Consider the following 21,982-nt stretch of genomic DNA (forward strand, 5'->3'; position numbering starts at 1 on the left):
ACAGGGGTGGCGAGACGGGGCGGTGATCGATTTCTCACCTCCTGGGGAACCCCGTTCCGGTGCAGAACGATCACTGCTGATGCAGAATGCGACGGGGCACGGGGCCGCTGACCACGGCCACGCGAGTGGGGGGAACATGTCGCGTTGGAAAGCTCTGCCCGCGGAACTCGATCCGCGAGTACGGCAGTTGCTGGTGCGCCTGCGCCGGCTGAAGGACCACAGCGGGCTGAGCCTGGGCCAGTTGGCGGCGAAAACGGGGTACAGCCCGAAGTCGTGGGAGCGGTATCTGGGCGGCATGTCGCTGCCGCCCAGGGAGGCCGTGGAGGCGATGGCCCGGATCACCGGCGACGACCCGACCCGCTTGCTCGTACTGCACGAAGTCGCGGCGGAGGCCTGGGCGGAGAGACGCGCGGCTCCTGAGGCGACGGAGCCGGAGGTCCTGTTGACGGGGCCCGAGAGCGCGGCGCCTCCCGTTGCCGGGCCCGGGCGTTCGCTGCGCATCGCGCTCGTGGCAGGGGCCGTGGCAATGGTGCTGGCCGTTGTCTCGGCGGTCCTCCTGGCCATACGGCTCCAGGGCGGCGGCGAGGAAGAGGCGGCGGCTCCGCGTGCGTCGTCCGCCGCGTCGGCATCGGCGTCGAGGTCGGAACCCGATCCCGGGCCGCCGACGTACACCTGCCGCATGGAGCGGATCGACGGCCGTTGGTACACGGGCAACAGCCGTACCCAGGACGCCGTTCTGACGGTCGGCCTTGCCGGGCCGAAGGTCGCCGAGGCGCAGTGCCTGCTGCTGCGCAGGGCGGGCGTCTCGCCGGGCGGTGTCGACGGGATCTTCGGTCCGATGACGCAAAGCGCGGTCAAGCAGGTGCAGAGGCGGGCCGGTCTGGTCGTGGACGGCGTCACCGGGCCGCACACGTGGAAAGTCCTTCGGGGATGACGCCGTCGCCGGAACGCGCACGACTGGCGGCCGCGCTGCGTGAGTTGAGGGCCCGCACGGGCCTGAGCATGGCCGCTCTCGCGGACAGGACCTCGTCGAGCAAGTCGTCCTGGGAGCGCTACCTCAACGGCAAGACGCTGCCGCCGCGCCCGGCGGTGCAGGAGCTGTGCCGTCTCGCCGACGAACCGGACGCGCGGTGTCTGGCGCTGTGGGAGAGAGCGGAGTCGGAGTGGAGCGGGCGCGCGGCGGAAGTGCCGGAAGTGCGGCATACGGGCACGCGCCCCCCGGAGCCGCATCCGAAGCAGCGTCCAGAGCCGGTGCCGCGCCCGGAGCCGGATCCGACCTCGCCTCCCGGTCACCGGGGCGTGGCAGCGGTAGCAGTGCTCGCATCGGTGTGCGCGGTGGCCGTCGGAGGCGTGACGGTGGGCCTCTTCCTGCTGCCCCGCGAGTCCGCCGAACCACGCACCTACGCCCTCTCGTCCTCGGCCGCCGACGGACCGCACTGCCGAGGAGCCGCCTGCGAGGGCAAGAGCCCGATCCGCATGGTCTGCGCCGCAGGCCCGGACAGTGTCGCCTCGTACCACACGGCCACCGGAGCCCGGATGGAGCTGCGCCACAGTAAGGAGTGCGGAACCAGTTGGGCACGGATGTGGGGCACGCGGATCGGCGACCGAATAGAGATGACGACCGTGGACGGCCGCAAAATCCGTAACAGCCACACCAGTCGTAGCGCCGAGGTCAAGAACGACGTGGACGCGGAGTCCTACGTCTACACCCCCATGACCGCGACCCGCCCCGGAACCGTCATCCGGGCCTGTTTCCGTCCCGCGTCGGGTGGCGAGAAGGAGTGCTTCGACGGCCGCGTGGGCCAGGGGCATCAGGAGCCGTCGGCGAACTCGCGGAGGCAGTGACGGCCGGGCCGGCGCCCGTCAATCGGGACGGCCGCCCTTCTAGCCGCGCAGCCCCTCCCTCAGCCGCCGCAGCCCCTCCCCGATCTCCTCCGGCGTCTGCGTGACGAAGCACAGCCGCAGGGTCGCCGGGTCCGGGGTGCCGGCGTAGAACGGTGCGCCGGGGACGTACGCCACGTTGTGCCCGACCACTTGCGGCAGCAGTGCCGTGGTGTCGTACGAAGTCGGCAGCCGGGCCCAGAGGAACATGCCGCCCTCGGGCCGGTTCCACGTCGAGCCCTCCGGGAGCGCGTCGCCGATTCCGGTGAGCATGGCGTCGCGCCGCTTCCGGTAGACGGCCGCGACCCGCGTCACGTGCCCATCCAAGTCACGGTCGGCCAGGTAGCGTGCGGCGGCGAGCTGGTTGACGGTGGGGGTGTGCAGGTCGGCGGCCTGCTTGGCGACCGCGCAGGCGCGGCGGAGCGCGGCGGGGGCGCGCAGCCAGCCGAGGCGCATCCCGGGGGCCATCACCTTGGAGAAGGAGCCGAGGAGCACGGTGCGGTCCTCGGCGCCTTCGTAGGAGGCGATCCACGGCACCCGCTCGCCCTCGAAGCGGAGTTCGCCGTACGGGTCGTCCTCGACGATCCACAGCCCTCGCCGGGCCGCGACGGCCGCGACGGCGGCCCGCCGCTCGCCCGGCAGGGTGCGGCCGGTGGGGTTCTGGAAGGTCGGCACGGTGTAGAGCAGCTTGGGGCGTTCGCGCGCCACGAGTTCGTCGAGGGCGCCCGGGTCCATGCCGTCGTCGTCGCCGGGTACGGCCACGACGCGCGCCCCGGCGAACGCGAAGGCCTGAAGTGCCGCCAGATAGCAGGGGCTTTCGACGAGGACGGTGTCGCCGGGGTCGATCAGGGCGGTGGCGAGGAGCGACAGCGCCTGCTGCGAGCCGGTGGTGACGAGCAGGTCGTCGGCCCCGGTGGCCAGGCCCCGGGCGCCGTACCGCTCGGCGAGGGCGGTCCGCAGCACGGGCTCGCCCTCGGTCGTCGCGTACTGGAGCGCCCGCCGGGGAACGTCGGCGAGGACGTCCCGGTAGGCGGCGGCGATCCCCGCCACGTCGAACAGCTCGGGCGCGGGCAGCCCGCCCGCGAAGTTGATCACCTCGGGCCGCGCGGTCACCGCCAGGATGTCCCGCACCGGCGAGCCGCCGATCGTGGTGGCCCGTCCGGCGAGCGGCGGCACGGGCGAACTTGCGGTCACGGGGTCGGCGACGCTCACGGCGGGCTCCTTCGGCTGCGGCTCTGGGCAGTTGTTCGTATCGCGTGTTCGTATCGCGCAGCCTAAAACCCTTTGATCGCCTGCGGAGGGGCTGTCTACGGTGCGGACATGCTGCCCCGCCTGGACACCGACGCCGAATGGGACGAGGCCTCCTCGGACGAAGCCGCGCTGCGGCCGGGAGTCAAGGACCTCTGCGCCCGACTCGGGCTGGCGGACGCAGAGTTGACCCGCTTCCCGGCGGGTTCGCTGCCGGTGTACGCCGTCGGCGCCGAGCACGTGCTGAAGCTGTTCCCCGGCGTGTACGCGCAGGACGGTGTCCGTGAGGCGCGGGTCCTGTCCCACCTGGAGGGCCGCCTGCCGGTGCCCGCCCCGCAGGTCCGCGCGGCAGGCCCGTACGAGAACGGCTGGCACTACGTCCTGATGTCCCGCATCGCGGGCGAGGACCTCGCCGTGGCGTGGCCGCGCGTCCCCGCCGCCGCCCGCGACCGGATCGCCACGGAGGCCGGCGCGACCCTGGCCGCCCTGCACGCGCTCGACCCGGCCCCGCTCGCCGACGTCGTGGGCCCGCCCGACTGGGACACGTTCCTCGACAAGCAGCGATCGGGCGTGGCGGAGCGGCAGCGCGAACTCGGCCTCGCACAGGAGTGGTTGGAGCAGATCCCGGAGTACCTGAACTCCGCGCCACTCCTCACCTCCGCCGAACGCGTGCTGCTGCACACGGAGTTCATGCGTGAACACCTGATCACGGACCCGTCCGACGACTGGCGCCTGACGGGCCTCATCGACTTCGAACCGGCGATGACCGGCGACCGCGCCTACGACTTCGTGGCGGTCGGCCTGTTCGTGACGAAGGGCGACCCGCGCCTGCTGACCCGCTTCTACGAGGCGTACGGCCGCGCCCCCTACCCCCCGCACACCCTCCTCGCGTACACACTGCTGCACGTCTACAGCAACCTGCCGCGCTACCTGAAGGCCATGCCGGTCCCACCGGAAGCACGGCTGGACGTCCTCGCCGACACCTGGTTCGGAACGGAAACCGGCCGCTAGGGCCTGCCCGGCGGAGCATGCCGGCCAGGCCCTAGCTCTGGGGAACCACCGTCTCCCACTCGCTGCCGCCGAGCGGATAGTCATAGGCGGGCCGCCCGACGTTCCCGCTCGTCCGGAAGGGCTTGCCCCGGTCGTCGATCCGGACGGTTCCACTCTTCGTCCCGCTGGACCAGTCCAGTTCCAGATACCAACTCACGTTGTGCGCCTGGGCGTTCCCGAACACGTAGAAGACCTCGGGGTCGGACTCGCTGACCTTGTACGGGAAGTCCCGCTGCCCGGCCTTGGGTCGGGCGGCCGGCCGCCCGGCGTCCAGGTCCACATGGAACGACGCGGTCCGCACCCCGCCCCCGCACCCGACCCCCATCGTGTAGTCGTTCCAGGCGAGCGGCGCCCCCTTCTGCACCACCCGCACATGCAGCGCGTCCAGGACCACCGTGGCCTTCCCGGTCCCCTGCACGGTCAGCGCGACCATCTGCTGCCCACCCGCGACCCCGCCCTGCGCGCTGACCCAGCCGCGGGCGTCCGACTCGTTCGGCGGCGGCGTCACATGCGCGGGCTCCCGGTTCACCAAGTAGTGCTGACTGCAGGGGCTCTCGAACTTGTACGGGTTGGTGACGACGGTGGGCGCGGTGGCGCCGTCGGCGGAGTCGGAGGAACCCCGTGAGCCGGGAGCAACAGCCCCGCCGGTGCTCGTGGACACGGACGGCGTCGTGCGGGGGCCGCGCGAGGCGGACGGCGAGGACGGCTTGGGTGACTTGGGCGACTTGGGCCGGGTGTCCGGCGACACCGTCACGCCCGTACTCCCGGCGACGGTGGACGCGGCGGCCCCCACGGACTGCTTCTCACCGTGGTCCTCGCCCTTGCCGGGCACGAGGTTGACGACGAGCACGGCGGCGACGGCCGCGGCGACCACACCGACCCCGGCGAGCACGACGGTACGACGCCGCCGCCCGGCCGCGACCTCGGGCAGGGCGTCCCCCTGCTCCAACTCCTCCACGCCGTCACCGTCGTCGCCGCCGTCGGACCCCACGGCACTCGCGGCCGGCGCGGTCTGCACTGCAACGGAGACCCCCTTCTGCCCCCGCCGCACCGCATCCGCGAGCACCCACCGCCGGTGCAGCTCGACAAGCTCCTCAGAGGTGGCCCGGCAGGCGCGTGCGAACCGCTCCACGGGTGCGTAATCCGTCGGTACGGCATCCCCGTTGGCGTACCGGTGAAGGGTCGACGTGCTCATGTGCAGCCGCTTGGAGAGTGCCCCGTAACTGAGCCCGGACCGCTCCTTGAGTTCCCTCAGCAGTCCCGCGAACTCGTCCCCGGCCACCGTTCCTCCGTCCCCCGCGTCCCGGCCCGTGTTCCAGAGGGACGACATTTCCGCAGTTCAAACCCCATGTCGCTGTTCCGGCGTCCCGAATACCCCGGCAGATGTGGCAGCCGGGAGGTTCACCGCGCAAGCTGTGCCCATCCAAACATCCGCTCCTGGCAACTGCCGGACCGCCCACGCCCATTGGCGCGTTCCAGAACCACTTCGCGCCGAAACCAAGGGGGTTGCCCCATGACCGCACGCACCGCACGCACCGCACGCGCCACCCGCACAACCCGCACACCCCGCACAACCCGCGCCCGCCTATTGGCAGCCACGGCGGTGGCGCTCGCCGCGTTGGCCCTCACCGCATGCGAGAACGGCGAGGGCGTACGGGACGAGGGCCCGTCCTCGGGCCTCCCGTCCTCGGGCCTCAGGCCTGCCGCACCAGCCGGGCAGCCTCAGTGGCCCAGTACGTCAGAACATTCCGGGCCCCGGCCCGCTTGATCCCGGTGAGGGTCTCCAGGATGGCCTTCTCCCGGTCGATCCAGCCCTTCTCCGCGGCCGCCTCGATCATCGAGTACTCACCGGAGATCTGGTAGGCGGCGACGGGCACGTCCACCGCGTCGGCGACCCGGGCCAGGATGTCGAGGTAGGGTCCGGCCGGCTTGACCATCACCATGTCGGCGCCCTCCTCCAGGTCCAGCGCCAACTCCCGCATGGACTCACGTACGTTGGCGGGGTCCTGCTGGTAGGTCTTGCGGTCACCCTTCAGCGAAGAGGCGACGGCCTCCCGGAAGGGCCCGTAGAAGGCCGAGGAGTACTTGGCGGTGTAGGCGAGGATGGACACGTCCTCCCGCCCGATCTGGTCCAACGCGTCGCGGATGACGCCGATCTGACCGTCCATCATCCCGCTGGGCCCGACCACGTGCGCCCCGGCGTCGGCCTGCACCTGAGCCATCTCGGCGTACCGCTCCAGAGTCGCGTCGTTGTCGACACGCCCCTCGGCGTCCAGCACTCCGCAGTGCCCGTGATCGGTGGTCTCGTCGAGGCACAGGTCGGACATCACGAGCAGTTCGTCGCCGACCTCGGCGCGCACATCGCGCAGCGCGACCTGGAGGATCCCGTCCGGGTCGGTACCGGGCGTCCCCACGGCGTCCTTCTTCGAGTCCTCGGGCACGCCGAACAGCATGATCCCGGAGACCCCGGCCTCCAGCGCCTCGACCGCGGCCTTCTTCAGACTGTCGCGGGTGTGCTGGACAACGCCCGGCATGGCCGCGATCGGCACCGGCTCACTCACACCCTCGCGCACGAACGCGGGCAGGATGAAGTCGGCGGGGTGCAGCCGCGTCTCGGCGACCATCCGCCGCATGGCAGGCGTCGTACGCAGCCGCCGCGGCCGCGTACCGGGGAAGGATCCGTACGTCGTCATACCCACCACGCTACGCCCGCCGCAAAGGCCCCTTTACCGACGGAGCGTCGGCCTTCCAGCCCGTCCGGCGTTCAAGGGCAAGGGCAAGGGTGGGGGTGGGGGTGGGGGTGGGGGGGGGGGGGGGGTGGGGGTGGGGGTGGGGGTGGGGAACCATCCGATCCCCCACCCCACCCACCGTCAGGTGGTACGCCGCCGCCGGGACCCCGGCCGCCGCTCGCTGGGCCGAGTCACCGGATCCCCCGCCTCCATGGCGGCAGCCCGTCGCTTCAGCCCGAAGTCCGCCAACGCCTCGGCGAGCTTGTGCACGGACGGCTCAGGAGCCATCACGTCCACCCGCAGCCCGTGCTCCTCGGCGGTCTTGGCCGTAGCGGGACCGATGCAGGCAATGACCGTCACGTTGTGCGGCTTCCCCGCGATACCCACCAGGTTCCGCACCGTGGACGACGACGTGAACAGAACGGCGTCGAACCCACCGCCCTTGATCGCCTCGCGGGTGTCCGCCGGCGGCGGCGACGCCCGCACGGTCCGGTAGGCCGTGACGTCGTCGACCTCCCAGCCGAGCTCGATCAGCCCGGCGACCAGAGTCTCCGTGGCGATATCGGCCCGCGGCAGGAACACCCGGTCGATCGGGTCGAAGACCGGGTCGTACGGCGGCCAGTCCTCCAGCAGCCCGGCCGCGGACTGCTCCCCGCTCGGCACGAGATCAGGCTTCACACCGAAGGCGACGAGCGCCTTCGCGGTCTGCTCGCCCACCGCGGCGACCTTGATGCCCGCGAAGGCGCGCGCATCGAGCCCGTACTCCTCGAACTTCTCCCGTACGGCCTTGACCGCGTTCACCGACGTGAAGGCGATCCACTCGTACCGTCCGGTGACGAGCCCCTTGACGGCCCGCTCCATCTGCTGGGGCGTCCGCGGCGGCTCGACGGCGATGGTCGGCACCTCGTGCGGCACGGCGCCGTAGGACCGCAGCTGGTCGGAGAGCGACGCCGCCTGCTCCTTCGTACGCGGAACGAGCACCCGCCAACCGAACAGCGGCTTGGACTCGAACCACGACAGCTGGTCGCGCTGCGCGGCGGCGGAACGCTCACCGACCACGGCTATGACGGGCCGGTGGCCGTCGGGCGAAGGCAGCACCTTCGCCTGCTTCAGCGTCTGCGCGATCGTCCCGAGCGTCGCGGACCAGGTCCGCTGCCGGGTCGTCGTACCGGCGATCGTCACCGACAGCGGCGTATCGGGCTTGCGCCCGGCGGCGACGAGCTCGCCCGCTGCCGCGGCGACGGAGTCGAGAGTCGAGGAGACGACCACGGTCCCGTCGGACGCGCCGACCTCGGTCCAGCACCGGTCCGAGGCCGTACGGGCGTCCACGAACCGGACGTCCGCGCCCTGCGCGTCGCGCAGCGGCACACCGGCGTACGCGGGCACGCCGACGGCGGCGGCGACACCGGGCACGACCTCGAAGGGAACACCGGCCGCGGCGCAGGCGAGCATTTCCTCGGCGGCGTACGTATCCAGTCCGGGGTCCCCGGAAACCGCACGCACGACCCGCTTGCCGCCCCGTGCGGCCTCCATGACAAGATTGGCCGCGTCCCGCACAGCCGGGACCCCAGCGGTTGTTGACGCACCGTCAACAACCGTCGGCAGAGCCGTGCCTGTGCCCGGATACGCACCCGAGGAAGACCCCGAGGCCGTATCCGCGGAAGGCGAGGAGAACGCGGCGGCTGGATCCGTGTCCAGCACGGCGACGCCTTGTCTGGCATGCATACGCACGACGTCGAGCACCTCGTGCTCGGCGACGAGAACGTCCGCGTTCGCCAGCGCCTCGACGGCGCGCAGGGTCAGCAGTCCCGGATCCCCGGGTCCGGCACCAAGGAAGGTGACGTGCCCGTGTTCGAGGCCGGCGGGAAGGTTGGTGGGGCTCAAAGTGCTCGCTCCCCCATCAGACCGGCCGCGCCCTTGGCAAGCATCTCGGCGGCGAGTTCACGGCCGAGCGCCATTGCTTGGTCATGTGTCTCGGGCACGGGACCGGTGGTGGACAGCTGCACCAGCGTCGAGCCGTCGGTCGTGCCGACGACGCCGCGCAGGCGCATCTCCTTGACAATCTGCCCGTCGGCCAGAAGGTCGGCGAACGCACCCACAGGTGCGCTGCAGCCGGCCTCCAGGGCGGCGAGCAGGGACCGCTCGGCGGTCACGGCGGCCCGGGTGAGCGGGTCGTCGAGCTCTCCGAGCGCTGCGATGAGGTCCGCGTTGTCCGCGGCACACTCGATCGCGAGGGCCCCCTGGCCGGGGGCGGGCAAAACGGTGTCGACGGGCAGGAAGTCGCTGACTTCGTCGATGCGTCCGATCCGGTGGAGTCCGGCGGCGGCGAGTACGACGGCGTCGAGCTCCCCCTTGCGCACGAACCCGATCCGGGTGTCGACGTTGCCACGGATCGGGACCGTCTCGATCGTCATCCCGTGGTTGCGGGCGTACGCGTTCAGCTGCGCCATGCGGCGCGGCGAGCCGGTGCCGACGCGGGCGCCGTCCGGCAGTTCGGCGAACGTCAGCCCGTCCCGGGCGACCAGCACGTCACGCGGGTCCTCGCGCAGCGGCACGGCGGCCAGTGCGAGGTCGTCGGGCTGTGCGGTCGGCAGGTCCTTGAGCGAGTGCACGGCGAAGTCGACCTCGCCGCGCAGCAGCGCGTCGCGCAGCGCGGTGACGAAGACACCGGTGCCGCCGATCTGTGCGAGCTGCTCGCGGGACGTGTCGCCGTACGTCGTGATCTCCACGAGTTCGACGGGACGTCCGGTCACCTGGCTCACGGCGTCCGCCACCTGCCCGGACTGGGCCATGGCGAGCTTGCTCCGCCTGGTCCCGAGCCTCAGTGCCGCTGTTTCCGGCTCACTCATCATCGCCCTCGGTTCTCGGCGTTCTCGTTGCTGATGTCATCGTTGGCCCGCGAGACGGAGGCGACCGTCTCGGGGTCCAGATCGAAGAGGGTGCGCAGTGCGTCCGCGTACCCGGCACCGCCGGGTTCGGCGGCCAGCTGCTTGACCCGTACGGTCGGCGCGTGCAGGAGCTTGTCGACCACGCGCCGCACGGTCTGGGTGATCTCGCCGCGCTGCCTGTCGTCGAGGCCGGGCAGCCGGCCGTCGAGGCGCGCGATCTCGCCGGCCACGACGTCGGCGGCCATGGCCCGCAGCGCGACGACGGTGGGCGTGATGTGCGCGGCCCGCAGGGCGGCGCCGAAGGCGGCCACCTCGTCGGTGACGATCAGGCGCACCTGGTCCACGTCGGCGGCCATCGGCGCGTCCGCGGAGGCGTCGGCGAGCGACTCGATGTCGACGAGCCGCACCCCGAGCAGCCGGTGCACGGCCGCGTCGATGTCGCGCGGCATGGCGAGGTCGAGAAGGGCGAGCACGGGCGCCGGGCGCCGTGCCTCGGCGACGGGCTCGGGCCTGCGGCGCTCGGGGACGCGGCCGATGGTGGCCGCGGTCGCGGCGAGCGCGGTGATCAGCTCGGCGTCGGCCTCGGCCGTACGGCGGCTGTCGCGGCGCTCGACCGTGCCGGTGCCCTTGTCCACCCAGGCGGCGTGCTGCTCCAGGGTGGCCGCGTCCATGCCGGCCACCGCGGCCTCTCCCATGACGGAGAAGCCGGTGGCGCCCTGCACTGCGGAGAGGTCGAGGGGGCAGTTCTCGTCGGTGCCGATGCTGGTCGGCGCGAGGGTGCCCGGGGCGGCGGCCGGTACGTCGTCCTGGACGGCGGCCGGAGTGCCGGTGCGGCCCTCCACGGCTGCCGTGACCGCGTCGGCGGTGAGGACCAGGCCGGTCGCGCCGGTACAGGAGACGGCGATGTCGGCACGTGTCAGCTCGACCGCCACCGAGTCCATCGGTACCGCGCGGGCCAGCACGTCCGTGTCGTCGCCGTCGGTGAGGATCTGGGCGAGGCGCTCGGCGCGGTCGGGGGTGCGGTTGGCGATCACGATCTCGGCGACGCCGGCGCGCGCGAGCGTCGCCGCGGCCAGCGAGGACATGGAGCCGGCGCCGATGACGAGGGCCTTCTTGCCCTTCGCCCAGGCCTCGACGGCCGCACCGGCGCAGAGCTGCTCCAGACCGAAGGTCACCAGCGACTGCCCGGCCCGGTCGATGCCGGTCTCGGAGTGGGCCCGCTTGCCGACCCGCAGCGCCTGCTGGAAGAGGTCGTTCAGCAGCCGCCCGGCGGTGTGCAGCTCCTGCGAGGTGGCCAGCGCGTCCTTGATCTGGCCGAGGATCTGACCCTCGCCCACGACCATCGAGTCCAGCCCGCACGCCACCGAGAAGAGGTGGTGGACGGCCCGGTCCTCGTAGTGCACGTACAAGTAAGGAGTGAGCTCTTCCAGAGCGACCCCGCTGTGCTGGGCGAGCAGCGTGGACAGCTCGGCGACGCCCGCGTGGAACTTGTCCACGTCGGCGTACAGCTCGATGCGGTTGCAGGTGGCGAGGACGGCGGCCTCGGTGGCCGGCTCGGCGGCCAGGGTGTCCTGGAGGAGCTTGACCTGCGTGTCCGCGGACAGTGCGGCCCGCTCCAGGACGCTGACCGGAGCGCTGCGGTGGCTCAGCCCGACGACAAGGAGACTCATGCCGGCATCACGGCGGGGACGTCCCCGTCGGGTCCTTTGCCGTTGTCCTCCTGCGCGGCCGCGAGCACGGCGCCCGCCTGGGCCTCGGCCTCCTCGCCGGCCTTGCGCTGCTCGTGGAAGGCGAGGATCTGCAGCTCGATGGAGAGGTCGACCTTGCGCACGTCGACGCCGTCCGGGACGGACAGCACGGTCGGCGCGAAGTTCAGGATGGAGGTGACACCGGCGGCGACCAGGCGCTCGCAGACCTGCTGGGCGACGCCCGGCGGGGTGGTGATGACCCCGATGGAGACGCCGTTGTCGGAGATGATCTTCTCCAGCTCGTCGCTGTGCTGGACGGTGATCCCGGCGACCTGCTTTCCGGCCATCTCCGGATCGGCGTCGATCAGCGCGGCGACCCGGAATCCACGGGAGGCGAACCCGCCGTAGTTGGCCAGCGCGGCGCCGAGGTTACCGATACCGACGATCACAACCGGCCAGTCCTGGGTCAGGCCCAGTTCGCGGGAGATCTGGTACACGAGATACTCGACGTCATAGCCCACACCGCGCGTCCCGTACGACCCGAGGTACGAGAAGTCCTTGCGCAGCTTCGCGGAGTTGACCCCCGCCGCGGCCGCCAGCTCCTCGGAGGAGACCGTGGGTACCGAGCGCTCCGACAGTGCGGTGAGGGCTCGGAGGTACAGCGGAAGCCTGGCGACGGTGGCCTCGGGAATCCCTCGGCTGCGGGTCGCCGGTCGGTGAGTTCGGCCAGTTGCCACGGTGCTCCTGCGGGTAGCGCGGGGCTGCAGGCGGTCACACGTCCCCAGACCGCCCCGTCGAATGCAGGCTATGTCTTTGTGAACGCGTGCACAAAGATGGTGTCCGATTTGCCCGGCCAACGTGACCGGGGTCACGCACGCCCGGCGCGCACGTATGGAACCGGCGCGCACGCGCCGTCGTTCCTTCCCTGAAGGGGGCAAAGCCGCACACTCTCCTCGACGAATCCCGCCCCCGAGATCTGAATCGACCCCGATCCTAGGTGACTTTCGGGGACCACTTGGACTGCTCGGTCAGGTCGCGAACGGCGTCCGCCCGGCGGGGCGGCTAGGAGAGGGCTTTGCGCAACCGGCCCTCGTCCACCCGCCAGAACGTGTGCTGCGCGCCGTCCACCAGCACCACCGGGATCTGCTCCCAGTACATACGGTGCAGGTCCTCGTCCTGCGTGATGTCCTTCTGCTCCCAGGGGACACCGAGATCGCCGCAGACCTTCTCGACGACCACCTGCGCGTCGTCGCACAGATGACAGCCGGGCTTCCTGATCAGCGTCACGAGGTGAACTCGAGACGCTGTCGTGTCCTTCTCGTTGTGCTTTCCATTGTCCGTCGTCCCGTTCGTCTTCTCCGTACGGCGGTCACTGCGCCGGAACATGGGGCTCATACCGGCCATTCTCCCGCCCCGGCGGCACCGGCGGGGCCACTGCGCCCATGCGGCCACAACCCGCCTCCGCACTGGGCCGACAGCGCGCCGCCGCCCCGCTCCGGTCCCCTCCGGATCACTTCCCGAGCGCTTCTTTAACGGCTCGGTCGCGGAGAGTTCACAGCACCGAATCCTCTCGACTCCGAAGCGGCCGAACAGACTGGCTATGCTCACGACATGGCCGCTCTCGGATGGCTCACTCCCCGTAGGCGCTCCGCCACAGCGCGGAGCGTGTTGGCAGGCGAGGCCTCGGCAGAGGCCGCCCGCAAGTCCTCGCAGGAACTGGAGGAACTCGCTCACGAAGCCGCGCCCGACGCCGCCGCGGAGGAACCGGAGTTCCCGGTCCTCGGCGACGACAAGGCCGCCGCGTTCTTCGACCTCGACAACACGGTGATGCAGGGCGCCTCGCTCTTCCACTTCGGCCGCGGGCTGTACAAGCGGAAGTTCTTCGAGACCCGCGACCTCGCCCGATTCGCCTGGCAGCAGGCGTGGTTCAGGCTTGCGGGCTCCGAGGACCCGGAGCACATGCAGGACGCCCGCGACTCCGCGCTCTCCATCGTCAAGGGCCACCGCGTCTCCGAGCTGATGTCCATCGGCGAGGAGATCTACGACGAGTACATGGCCGAGCGCATCTGGCCGGGCACGCGCGCGCTGGCCCAGGCACACCTGGACGCCGGTCAGAAGGTCTGGCTGGTGACGGCCGCGCCGGTCGAGATCGCGACGGTGATCGCGCGGCGACTGGGGCTGACGGGGGCGCTGGGCACGGTCGCCGAGTCGGTGGAGGGCGTGTACACGGGCAAACTGGTCGGCGAGCCGCTGCACGGTCCCGCGAAGGCGGAGGCGGTACGCGCCCTGGCCGCGGCGGAGGGCCTGGACCTCGGCCGCTGCGCCGCCTACAGCGACTCCCACAACGACATCCCCATGCTGTCCCTGGTGGGCCACCCCTACGCCATCAACCCGGACGCCAAGCTGCGCAAGCACGCCCGGGCCTCGGACTGGCGCCTGCGGGACTACCGCACGGCACGGAAGGCCGCGAAGGTCGGCATCCCCGCGGCCGCGGGAGTGGGCGCGGTGGCCGGCGGCACGGCTGCCGCGATCGCACTGCACCGCCGCCGCCGGTAGGAGCGTTTCACGTTCGCTTTCACTTTCGCGTTCGCTTTCACTTCTGCCCACCGCAGGACAGGTGAGCCGAGCCGCGCTCCGGTCGGCCGCGCCCGGCGCCGGCCCCGGGCGCCCTCCCCCGCCAGTGCGGCGCCACGTTGACGTACACCTTGCCCGGAGGGCAGTGACGCCTCGGCCCGGAGGGCAATCACGCTGTCCTACCCGGACAACGCCCCCGCCAGTCCCCTTCATCGCACACGGCCACAACACGCCCCGCACTCAGACGGAACGTGACCCAATTCGATCAACAACCGGTCACTGTCCGGCACTTGATCAGGCGTCAACCTGTAACAGAAGCGACGTAATCGATGATTTGAGCAACTGGGTGTAGCACTGCCTGTACGAAGCGTTATTCTCCTCAGACGCAAACCGGTACCCCTCCGTCGCTACGACGGGTGAACGGTCCCGCACTGCACGTGATGGAAGCTCTGCCTCTGGGAGTCCCGTGTACTCACACGTCGGGGTTGACGCCTCTGGCCTGGCTACGCTGCGCGCAACGGTCCTGGACCGCCTGCGCGGCTTCGTCCCCACCGCGTACGCCGTCCCCGCCTTCGCCGTCCCCGCGCCCGCCGGTCCCTGCTATGCCCTCGCCGACGGCGTCGAACAGGGCTCGGCGCGCAGCGCTGTCGTCGGGGGGCGCCGGTCCGGCGACGGGCGGGAGACCGGCAGACGGGGCCGCTCGGGCTCGGCCGCCACCCCCACCGCGCGCCGCCCGGCCGCGGACAGCGACAGCGCCCGCATGATGGACCTCGTCGAGCGCGCACAGGCCGGCGAGGCCGACGCCTTCGGGCGGCTGTACGACCAGTACAGCGACACCGTGTACCGCTACATCTACTACCGGGTGGGGGGCAAGGCGACCGCCGAGGACCTCACCAGTGAGACCTTCCTGCGCGCCCTGCGCCGCATCGGCACGTTCACCTGGCAGGGCCGTGACTTCGGCGCCTGGCTGGTGACGATCGCCCGCAACCTGGTCGCCGACCACTTCAAGTCGAGCCGTTTCCGGCTCGAGGTCACGACCGGGGAGATGCTCGACGCCAACGAGGTCGAGCGCTCACCGGAGGACTCCGTCCTGGAGTCCCTCTCCAACGCCGCGCTGCTCGATGCCGTACGGCGACTCAATCCCCAGCAGCAGGAGTGCGTGACCCTGCGCTTCCTCCAGGGCCTCTCGGTCGCCGAGACCGCCCGCGTGATGGGCAAGAACGAGGGCGCGATCAAGACCCTCCAGTACCGAGCCGTCCGCACCCTCGCCCGACTTCTCCCCGACGACGCGCGCTGAGCACGCCCGCCCCGCCCTGGCTCCATACGCTCAGCGACGGTCAACTCACCATCCGTGAAAGTCCGTTGACTTCGCGGTCCGATCATCCGTCGTCCGTAACCCAAGTGCCGCGCCGCTCGTTGTGTGGGATACAGGCTCCCTGTGGTCACTCCCTGACCTTCCTCGGTCACTCGATCGTGTGGATACGGTCAGGGCGTGCAACCCTCAGGACCCCCTGGGGAGTCGACCGTCATGACGAGAGGAGGTGCCGCCAGTGATCGCGAACGTATCGGCACACCGGCGGGCGAACGCCTTCGCCCAGGCCCTGGAGGAGCAGTCCGACCAGGGCACGGCGGCCGAGCAGCCCGATGGATCGGCACCGACTCCGGCTGCTGCGTCCCCGGCTGCTGCGGAACAGACCGGGCAGGGCCGCTTGTTGGCCCTCGCCTCCGGTCTCGGCGAGCTGCCCAAACCGGAGCTGGACCCCGAGGTGAAGGTCGTCCAGCGGGCCCAGCTCGTGGCCGCCATGGAGGCCATGCTGCTGGAGGGCACGGCACTGGGCGGCCAAGGCCCGGACCCTTCGGTGCCCGAGCAGCGGTCCCACCGGGCCGGGGGCGCGCACCGGGCGAGCGGGCTGGGGAAGTTGCGACCACGGTCCCGGCTGTCGAAGGGGCTCGCCGCGGGCGGGCTCTCCATCGGTGTGGCCGCGGGAGCCTTCGGCGGCGTCGCCGCTGCCAGCTCCGACGCCCTCCCCGGTGACTCGCTCTACGGGCTCAAGCGCGGCATGGAGGACATCAAGCTGGGCCTGGCCCACGGCGACAGCGACCGCGGCGAGGTCTATCTCGACCAGGCCTCGACGCGGCTCAGCGAAGCGCGTCGGCTGATGGAGCGCGGCCGCTCCGGGCACCTCGACCACGAGGCCCTGGGCGAGATCCGCCGCGCCCTGTCGGGCATGCAGCACGACGCCTCCGAGGGCCACCGGCTGCTCCACGAGGCGTACGAGCGGGACGGCTCCCTCGGCCCGATCCAGGCGCTCTCCGCGTTCTCCCAGTCGCACCGCGAGGCATGGGGCGCGCTGCGCGACCGTCTGCCCGTCCAGCTCGGCGACGTCAGTGAGCAGGTCTCGTCGGTGTTCGCCGCCATAGACGAAGAGGTCGAGCCGCTGCGCTCGCTGCTGCCCCAGCCCGCCGCCCCGGAGGGCACCGGCCGCCACCGCGGCCGGAGCGAGGAGTCCACCGGCTCCTCCCGCTCGGACCGCCCGGAGCCCAGCGCCACCAGCGGCTCCGCCACCGGCACCCACAGCAGCGGCAAACCCAAGCCGTCCGCCTCGGGCAGCAACAGCGACGGCCTCCTCGGCGGCAACACGGGCGGCCTCCTCGAACCACCCAAGGACGACACCAGCTCGTCCCCGTCGACCGGCGCCAGCACCACCCCCCCGGAGCCGGACGTCACCCTGCCCCCGCTTCTCCCGGGCCTCCTGCCCGGCCTGGGCATCGACGGCCAGGACGCCGACTAGAGCGTTGCGAGTTGTACGGCGATGGGGGGCGCCCTTCCGAAGAAGGGCGCCCCCCATCGCCGTACAACTCAAGAACTCAGAAGAACACCGACCGCCTCTGCACCAGCAGTTTGTACAGCGTGTGCTGGATCTGCTCCCTCACCTGGTCCGTCAGGTTGAACATCAGCATCGGGTCCTCCGCCGCCTCCGGCGGATAACCCTTCGTCAGGATCGGCTCGCCGAACTGGATGGTCCACTTGGTGGGGAGAGGGACGGCGCCCAACGGGCCCAGCCACGGGAACGTCGGAGTGATCGGGAAGTACGGGAAACCCAGGAGGCGTGCCAGCGGCCCATTTACATTGCCGCCCTCGCACCGCTCCGCGGGCTTCGCACGGCTGCGCCGGACTCCGTCCGCCGACCCTCCGGGCCCCGGCCACGCTCACCAAGCCCAATCCAGCCCCCTCGCGTCAGAAGAACACCGACCGCCTCTGCACCAGCAGTTTGTACAGCGTGTGCTGGATCTGCTCCCTCACCTGGTCCGTCAGGTTGAACATCAGCATCGGGTCCTCCGCCGCCTCCGGCGGATAACCCTTCGTCAGGATCGGCTCGCCGAACTGGATGGTCCACTTGGTGGGGAGAGGGACGGCGCCCAACGGGCCCAGCCACGGGAACGTCGGAGTGATCGGGAAGTACGGGAAACCCAGGAGGCGTGCCAGCGTCTTGGCGTTGCCGATCATCGGGTAGATCTCCTCCGCGCCGACGATCGAGCACGGGATGATCGGGGTGCCCGCGCGCAGGGCGGTGGAGACGAAGCCACCGCGGCCGAAGCGCTGCAGCTTGTAGCGCTCGCTGAAGGGCTTGCCGACGCCCTTGAAGCCCTCCGGCATCACACCGACCAGCTCGCCCTGCTCCAGCAGCCGCTGCGCGTCCTCGGCACAGGCCAGCGTATGACCGAGCTTGCGGGCCAGTTCGTTGACCACCGGCAGCATGAAGACCAGGTCGGCCGCGAGGAGACGGAGGTGACGGCCGTCGGGGTGGTTGTCGTGGACCGCGACCTGCATCATCAGGCCGTCCAGCGGAAGCGTGCCCGAGTGGTTGGCGACGATCAGGGCGCCGCCCTCGGACGGGATGTTCTCGATGCCCTTCACTTCGACCCGGAAGTACTTCTCGTAGACCGGGCGCAGCAGGGACATCAGCACCTGGTCGGTGAGCTCGGCGTCGTAGCCGAAGTCGTCGATCTCGTAGTCACCGGTCAGGCGCCGGCGCAGGAAGGACAGGCCTCCGGCGATGCGCCGCTCCAGACCCCCGCCGCCACCCTGCACCGGGCTCGGCGCCTCCGCCGTCTCTCGCGTCACCAGGACATCATCCTGCTGCAACGCCCGCTCGGGCAGCGGTTGGACCTCACGAACCACCGCGGGCTCGCCCTTGCGCCGGCTCCCCGCGCTGCGGCGCCGCGGCGGCCGCTGCACGGCACCTCCGCGGGACCGGTCGTCATCGAACGGAATGACCTTGGCGTCCGCCATCGTTGATGCGCTCCTCAGTTGGCGCTCTGCGTCGGGGGGTGGCCGCCGCCCAGGTTGGGCAGCGCGGCGAGCCGGTCGACGGCCCCCGCGAGGGCCTCCGGGGGCAGGAGTCCGGGCCCCCGGCTGCGGGCGAAGTCCGCGAAGGTCTCCGCCGTCGTGTACTTCGGCTTGTATCCCAGGGTCTCGCGCATCTGGTTCATCGACACGACCCTGCCGTATGTGATGAGCCGCAGCTGCTCCGGCGAGAAGTCCGTCACCCCCAGCGTACGCACCGCCGTCCCCGCCCAGGTGAGCGCGGGCAGCAGCAGCGGCACCGTGGGCCGGCCGAGCCGCCGCGCGCACTGCGAGAGCAGCAGTACTCCGTCGCCGGCGATGTTGAACGTGCCGCTGTTGAGCGTCCCCCGCTCCGGTTCGTGCGAGGCGATGCGCAGCACCTCGATCACGTCGTCCTCGTGCACGAACTGCAGCCGCGGGTCGTAGCCGAAGACGGTCGGCAGGATCGGCAGCGAGAAGTACGAGGCGAGCGGCGAGTCCGCGCTCGGCCCCAGGATGTTCGCGAAGCGCAGCACGCACACGGCCACGTCGGGCCTGCGGCGCGCGAACCCGCGGACGTACCCCTCGACCTCCACCGTGTCCTTCGCGAAGCCGCCGCTGGGCAGCGACTTGGGCGGCGTGGTCTCGGTGAAGACGGCGGGGTCGCGGGGCGCCGAGCCGTAGACGTTCGTACTGGACTTCACGACGAGCCGCTTCACCGTCGGCGACTTCTGACAGGCGCCCAGCAGCTGCATGGTGCCGATGACGTTGGTCTCCTTGACCGTGGTCCGGCTGCCACTGCCCAGCGCGGTGCCCGTCACGTCCATGTGCACGACCGTGTCGACGGAGTGCTCGGCGAGCACGCGCGCGACGGTGGGCTGCCGGATGTCGGCCTGGATGAACTCGGCGCCGCCCAGGTGGTGCTCGGGTGGCACCGCGTCCACGGCGATCACCCGGTCGACCTGCGGGTCACGCTGGATCCGTCGTACGAACCGGCCCCCCAGCTGACGGGCCACTCCGGTCACGAGCACGACCTTCCCCAAGATCAGCGCCTTCCTTCCAGACGTCGTCGCGCCTTCGCACAGATTCCGCACTGCTCTGCCCGTAGCGTGCCGTGTTCCCTGTGTGCGGCCAACCTAGCGGGTCGATGTTGCGCTGTGATGACCGCCCGATGCACGAAGTGACGGCAGCCACAGACGTACGCTCAGACCAAGCCAACCGCATCACAGGCGTACGCACAGCATCGGCGTGACCGGAAAATGACGGTGGTCCCCATCGAAATGGCATGGGTCCCCATCGAAACGACTGTGGCCCCCCACAAAAATGCGGGGGGCCACAGTCATACGCTCTCGCAGCGTTGCGTCGCTTACTTCTTGTTGCGACGCTGAACGCGCGTGCGCTTCAGCAGCTTGCGGTGCTTCTTCTTCGCCATCCGCTTGCGCCGCTTCTTGATAACAGAGCCCACGACTACCCTCGCTCACTTCTCTTTACTCGGTGCTGGGCTGCATGGGCCCACACGACCTATGAGGGGCCAGCCTACCGGTCCGAGCGCCGAGGTCGTAATCGAGGGTTCCGGGGGGTCCCGGAAGAGCCTCGCAAGGCCCCGGGACACCGCCGGAGAACCGTCAGGCTGTCTCCACCCCCACATAGCTCTCGCGGAGGTACTCGTGAACCGCTTGCTCCGGAACCCGGAAGGACCTCCCCACCCGGATCGCCGGCAGATGACCGCTGTGCACCAAGCGGTACACGGTCATCTTCGACACTCGCATCACCGAGGCGACTTCCGCCACGGTAAGGAACTGAACCTCGTTCAGAGGCCTCTCGCCAGCTGCAGCCATGACACACCTGAACCTTCCGCACTCGACGGTCACCGGCTTCCCCTTCCGGTGACTCTTCGTCGTTGCGTGCTCACTCCCCAATGTAGGGGCGGGTGATGCGAGTGGGGAAGAGGGGATGCCGTCGGCCGCCTACTGTGACAGACACGCTCGATTGAGTACATAGCGAGTAAGCGGTCGGTAGTAATCAGACCGCACAGCGTCATCAAGCGGAACGACGACGGACACCCGCCCCTCTGCCTCTCCGACGAAGAGCGCCGGATCGTCAGTGTCCGCCAGGCCCATCGCCTCGAACCCCAGCTGACCTGCCCCGCAGACCCATCCGTGGTCCCCGATGACCAGTTCCGGGAGCGGCCCGCCGGCCTCCGCGGCGGCCGCCAGAGCGGTGCGAACCGGGAGGGGTGAGTGGGTGTGTGCGCCGGTCGCACTACCGGGGGCTCGCGTGCCGGGTTCGCGTACCAGCGCGACTCCTTGTACGTAGTCAAGGTTGTACGTGCGTAGGCCGAACCGGGTCGTTATGTCGACAGAGCTACCCTGCGCGGGGGTGAGGACAGCACACCCCGCCGCCGACAGGGCGTCCGCGAGAGCGGCGTAGAAACCGATCAGACGGTGCGGATGGCCGGTGCCGAGGAGTACGGGTGTCCTGTCCTGCGCCGCTTCCCCGAGCCGTTCCGCGAAGGCGTTCAGCGCCTCCAGCGTCCGCTCCGGATCGATCACATCATGACCAGAAGTGTGCCCGGGATCGGCCGAGACCCCACACTTGTACGCCATCAATTCGATCAGATCCCGTGGCCCCCATGTCCATTCGGGATCGAGTCCGAGCATCACGCGCGGATCGCGCGCCGCGAAGAGCCGATAGCTGCGCAGGCTCTCCTCCCGCGACGTGGCCACGGGCCCGGCCAGCCGGGCAGCCAGCAAATGCGCGCGCAACGCTCCGCTACTCAACACCCCAGCGATGCTGGCGCATCGATTCCTCGCACATGCCCAAAACACGGGAAACACCGCACAGTTGGCGTAATCGTGCGACCCTCGCCGGCCGCCGGAGCTTTCGACGGCGCGGATTCCCTCGCCGGCACCGACGCCATCAGCACCGTTACCCGGCGGTGAATCCCGGTGACAGGACAGTGACAAACACGGCCACAACTAACGCCGGGGCTCCCCTGTCTCACCCCACGTAAGCAGGCAGCACGAGCCGACCGGCGCCGCACGGACCACTGCGGCAACGACCACGCTCGCCACCACCATCGACATCACCGCAGTGACCATCACAGGGGGAACACCATGAAGCTGTCCCGTCGCACGACAACCGCCTCCGCCCTCGCCGTCCTGGCTCTCGGTGGCACCCTCGCCGCCACCACCCCGGCGACCGCCACCACCACCGCCGCCGGCGCCTACAACGGAGCCTGCGGCGAGGGCTACCGGGTCACCGCTTCCACGCCGATCAAGTCCTCGCCGACGAAGGTCATCGGCACCACGTACATCACGTGGAGCACCGGGGCCCAGCGACTGTGCGCCGTGACCATCCGCAACAACCCGGGGGCCAAGGTGTTCATGGAGGTCACCCTCGACACGTTTCCCGACAGCACCACTCCGGCGACGGACTCCGGCTACTTCAGCACGTACGCCGGCCCTGTCTACAAGGACAAGCCGGCGGCCGGCGAGTGCCTGACGTGGAGCGGCACGATCGGCATCAACTACAACGGGGACACCAGCATCTGCGACTGACCCCGCCACCGCCCACGCTGCCGTAGCCGGACCACTG

At 70.7% G+C, this 21,982-nt stretch carries 20 protein-coding genes and 1 pseudogene; 7 read left to right on the top strand and 14 right to left on the bottom strand.

All coding sequences use genetic code 11. The features are described 5' to 3' along the window. Nucleotides 1–136: 136 nt before the first annotated feature. Nucleotides 137–934: a peptidoglycan-binding protein gene (locus AB5J56_RS19895; protein ID WP_369234077.1), complete on the top strand. Its 798-nt coding sequence runs from the start codon at nucleotides 137–139 to the stop codon at nucleotides 932–934. After that, nucleotides 931–1,845, top strand: a complete 915-nt coding sequence (locus tag AB5J56_RS19900; RefSeq protein ID WP_369234078.1) for a helix-turn-helix domain-containing protein — start codon at nucleotides 931–933, stop codon at nucleotides 1,843–1,845. The genes AB5J56_RS19895 and AB5J56_RS19900 overlap by 4 nt, the downstream gene beginning before the upstream one ends. A 39-nt stretch (nucleotides 1,846–1,884) precedes the next feature. On the opposite strand, the gene AB5J56_RS19905 is transcribed toward AB5J56_RS19900, so the two are convergent. Further along, nucleotides 1,885–3,093, bottom strand: coding sequence for a PLP-dependent aminotransferase family protein (locus AB5J56_RS19905; RefSeq protein WP_369234079.1), 1,209 nt, complete (start codon nucleotides 3,091–3,093; stop codon nucleotides 1,885–1,887). A gap of 108 nt (nucleotides 3,094–3,201) precedes the next feature. Here AB5J56_RS19905 and AB5J56_RS19910 point away from each other — a divergent pair, with 108 nt between their 5' ends. Continuing rightward, nucleotides 3,202–4,140 carry a phosphotransferase family protein gene (locus AB5J56_RS19910; RefSeq protein WP_369234080.1) on the top strand — a complete coding sequence of 313 codons (939 nt, stop codon included), beginning with the start codon at nucleotides 3,202–3,204 and terminating at the stop codon, nucleotides 4,138–4,140. Nucleotides 4,141–4,171: 31 nt separating this feature from the next. Here AB5J56_RS19910 and AB5J56_RS19915 read toward each other — a convergent pair whose 3' ends face one another. The 7 genes from AB5J56_RS19915 to AB5J56_RS19945 form a co-directional block, all read right to left on the bottom strand. Then, nucleotides 4,172–5,509 carry a helix-turn-helix domain-containing protein gene (locus tag AB5J56_RS19915; RefSeq protein ID WP_369234081.1) on the bottom strand — a complete coding sequence of 446 codons (1,338 nt, stop codon included), beginning with the start codon at nucleotides 5,507–5,509 and terminating at the stop codon, nucleotides 4,172–4,174. A 364-nt stretch (nucleotides 5,510–5,873) separates the two neighbouring features. Then, complete coding sequence (gene hemB, locus AB5J56_RS19920; RefSeq protein WP_369234082.1) at nucleotides 5,874–6,872, bottom strand: porphobilinogen synthase; 999 nt, start codon at nucleotides 6,870–6,872, stop codon at nucleotides 5,874–5,876. Between the two features lie 177 nt (nucleotides 6,873–7,049). Then, nucleotides 7,050–8,792 (bottom strand): uroporphyrinogen-III synthase, encoded by a 1,743-nt coding sequence (locus AB5J56_RS19925; RefSeq protein WP_369234083.1) that lies wholly within the window; start codon nucleotides 8,790–8,792, stop codon nucleotides 7,050–7,052. Then, on the bottom strand, nucleotides 8,789–9,757 hold the full coding sequence (hemC, locus tag AB5J56_RS19930) for a hydroxymethylbilane synthase (RefSeq protein WP_369242661.1): 969 nt from the start codon (nucleotides 9,755–9,757) through the stop codon (nucleotides 8,789–8,791). Before hemC ends, AB5J56_RS19925 begins: the two co-directional genes overlap by 4 nt. Further along, complete coding sequence (locus AB5J56_RS19935) at nucleotides 9,757–11,466, bottom strand: glutamyl-tRNA reductase (RefSeq protein ID WP_369234084.1); 1,710 nt, start codon at nucleotides 11,464–11,466, stop codon at nucleotides 9,757–9,759. Before AB5J56_RS19935 ends, hemC begins: the two co-directional genes overlap by 1 nt. Continuing rightward, nucleotides 11,463–12,221 (bottom strand): redox-sensing transcriptional repressor Rex, encoded by a 759-nt coding sequence (locus AB5J56_RS19940; protein ID WP_369234085.1) that lies wholly within the window; start codon nucleotides 12,219–12,221, stop codon nucleotides 11,463–11,465. The genes AB5J56_RS19935 and AB5J56_RS19940 overlap by 4 nt, the downstream gene beginning before the upstream one ends. Before the next feature lie 325 nt (nucleotides 12,222–12,546). Then, nucleotides 12,547–12,888, bottom strand: a complete 342-nt coding sequence (locus AB5J56_RS19945) for a glutaredoxin family protein (RefSeq protein WP_369234086.1) — start codon at nucleotides 12,886–12,888, stop codon at nucleotides 12,547–12,549. Between the two features lie 207 nt (nucleotides 12,889–13,095). On the opposite strand from AB5J56_RS19945, the gene AB5J56_RS19950 reads away from it, so the two are divergent. From AB5J56_RS19950 to AB5J56_RS19960, 3 genes are all read left to right on the top strand, one after another. Further along, nucleotides 13,096–14,040 (top strand): HAD family hydrolase, encoded by a 945-nt coding sequence (locus tag AB5J56_RS19950; RefSeq protein WP_369234087.1) that lies wholly within the window; start codon nucleotides 13,096–13,098, stop codon nucleotides 14,038–14,040. A gap of 484 nt (nucleotides 14,041–14,524) precedes the next feature. Beyond that, nucleotides 14,525–15,355 (top strand): ECF subfamily RNA polymerase sigma factor, BldN family, encoded by an 831-nt coding sequence (locus AB5J56_RS19955; RefSeq protein WP_369234088.1) that lies wholly within the window; start codon nucleotides 14,525–14,527, stop codon nucleotides 15,353–15,355. A gap of 253 nt (nucleotides 15,356–15,608) precedes the next feature. Continuing rightward, nucleotides 15,609–16,850, top strand: coding sequence for a DUF5667 domain-containing protein (locus AB5J56_RS19960; RefSeq protein WP_369234089.1), 1,242 nt, complete (start codon nucleotides 15,609–15,611; stop codon nucleotides 16,848–16,850). 76 nt (nucleotides 16,851–16,926) lie between these two features. Here the strand turns inward: AB5J56_RS19960 and AB5J56_RS19965 are convergent. The 6 genes and pseudogenes from AB5J56_RS19965 to AB5J56_RS19990 form a co-directional block, all read right to left on the bottom strand. Next, nucleotides 16,927–17,175, bottom strand: a pseudogene (locus AB5J56_RS19965) (glycerol acyltransferase); the annotation flags it as partial. Nucleotides 17,176–17,296: 121 nt separating this feature from the next. After that, a complete protein-coding gene (locus AB5J56_RS19970; RefSeq protein WP_369234090.1) occupies nucleotides 17,297–18,352 on the bottom strand; it encodes a lysophospholipid acyltransferase family protein in 1,056 nt (351 codons plus the stop codon). A 14-nt stretch (nucleotides 18,353–18,366) separates the two neighbouring features. Then, on the bottom strand, nucleotides 18,367–19,428 hold the full coding sequence (locus AB5J56_RS19975; RefSeq protein WP_369234091.1) for an NAD-dependent epimerase/dehydratase family protein: 1,062 nt from the start codon (nucleotides 19,426–19,428) through the stop codon (nucleotides 18,367–18,369). A gap of 323 nt (nucleotides 19,429–19,751) precedes the next feature. Further along, nucleotides 19,752–19,850: an AURKAIP1/COX24 domain-containing protein gene (locus tag AB5J56_RS19980; protein ID WP_003948845.1), complete on the bottom strand. Its 99-nt coding sequence runs from the start codon at nucleotides 19,848–19,850 to the stop codon at nucleotides 19,752–19,754. Between the two features lie 160 nt (nucleotides 19,851–20,010). Further along, nucleotides 20,011–20,223: a helix-turn-helix domain-containing protein gene (locus tag AB5J56_RS19985; RefSeq protein ID WP_004984898.1), complete on the bottom strand. Its 213-nt coding sequence runs from the start codon at nucleotides 20,221–20,223 to the stop codon at nucleotides 20,011–20,013. Between the two features lie 129 nt (nucleotides 20,224–20,352). After that, nucleotides 20,353–21,168 (bottom strand): phosphatase, encoded by an 816-nt coding sequence (locus AB5J56_RS19990; protein WP_369234092.1) that lies wholly within the window; start codon nucleotides 21,166–21,168, stop codon nucleotides 20,353–20,355. Between the two features lie 333 nt (nucleotides 21,169–21,501). On the opposite strand from AB5J56_RS19990, the gene AB5J56_RS19995 reads away from it, so the two are divergent. After that, nucleotides 21,502–21,945 carry a hypothetical protein gene (locus AB5J56_RS19995; protein ID WP_369234093.1) on the top strand — a complete coding sequence of 148 codons (444 nt, stop codon included), beginning with the start codon at nucleotides 21,502–21,504 and terminating at the stop codon, nucleotides 21,943–21,945. Nucleotides 21,946–21,982: the final 37 nt, after the last annotated feature.

It is taken from the genome of Streptomyces sp. R21 (assembly GCF_041051975.1).
Taxonomy (GTDB): domain Bacteria; phylum Actinomycetota; class Actinomycetes; order Streptomycetales; family Streptomycetaceae; genus Streptomyces.

Coding starts and splice junctions, on each gene's coding strand:
- AB5J56_RS19895 (WP_369234077.1), top strand. CDS start 137: ATGTCGCGTTGGAAAGCTCTGCCCGCGGAACTCGATCCGCGAGTACGG.
- AB5J56_RS19900 (WP_369234078.1), top strand. CDS start 931: ATGACGCCGTCGCCGGAACGCGCACGACTGGCGGCCGCGCTGCGTGAG.
- AB5J56_RS19910 (WP_369234080.1), top strand. CDS start 3,202: ATGCTGCCCCGCCTGGACACCGACGCCGAATGGGACGAGGCCTCCTCG.
- AB5J56_RS19915 (WP_369234081.1), bottom strand. CDS start 5,509: ATGTCGTCCCTCTGGAACACGGGCCGGGACGCGGGGGACGGAGGAACG.
- hemB (WP_369234082.1), bottom strand. CDS start 6,872: ATGACGACGTACGGATCCTTCCCCGGTACGCGGCCGCGGCGGCTGCGT.
- hemC (WP_369242661.1), bottom strand. CDS start 9,757: ATGAGTGAGCCGGAAACAGCGGCACTGAGGCTCGGGACCAGGCGGAGC.
- AB5J56_RS19935 (WP_369234084.1), bottom strand. CDS start 11,466: ATGAGTCTCCTTGTCGTCGGGCTGAGCCACCGCAGCGCTCCGGTCAGC.
- AB5J56_RS19945 (WP_369234086.1), bottom strand. CDS start 12,888: ATGGCCGGTATGAGCCCCATGTTCCGGCGCAGTGACCGCCGTACGGAG.
- AB5J56_RS19950 (WP_369234087.1), top strand. CDS start 13,096: ATGGCCGCTCTCGGATGGCTCACTCCCCGTAGGCGCTCCGCCACAGCG.
- AB5J56_RS19970 (WP_369234090.1), bottom strand. CDS start 18,352: ATGGCGGACGCCAAGGTCATTCCGTTCGATGACGACCGGTCCCGCGGA.
- AB5J56_RS19985 (WP_004984898.1), bottom strand. CDS start 20,223: ATGGCTGCAGCTGGCGAGAGGCCTCTGAACGAGGTTCAGTTCCTTACC.
- AB5J56_RS19995 (WP_369234093.1), top strand. CDS start 21,502: ATGAAGCTGTCCCGTCGCACGACAACCGCCTCCGCCCTCGCCGTCCTG.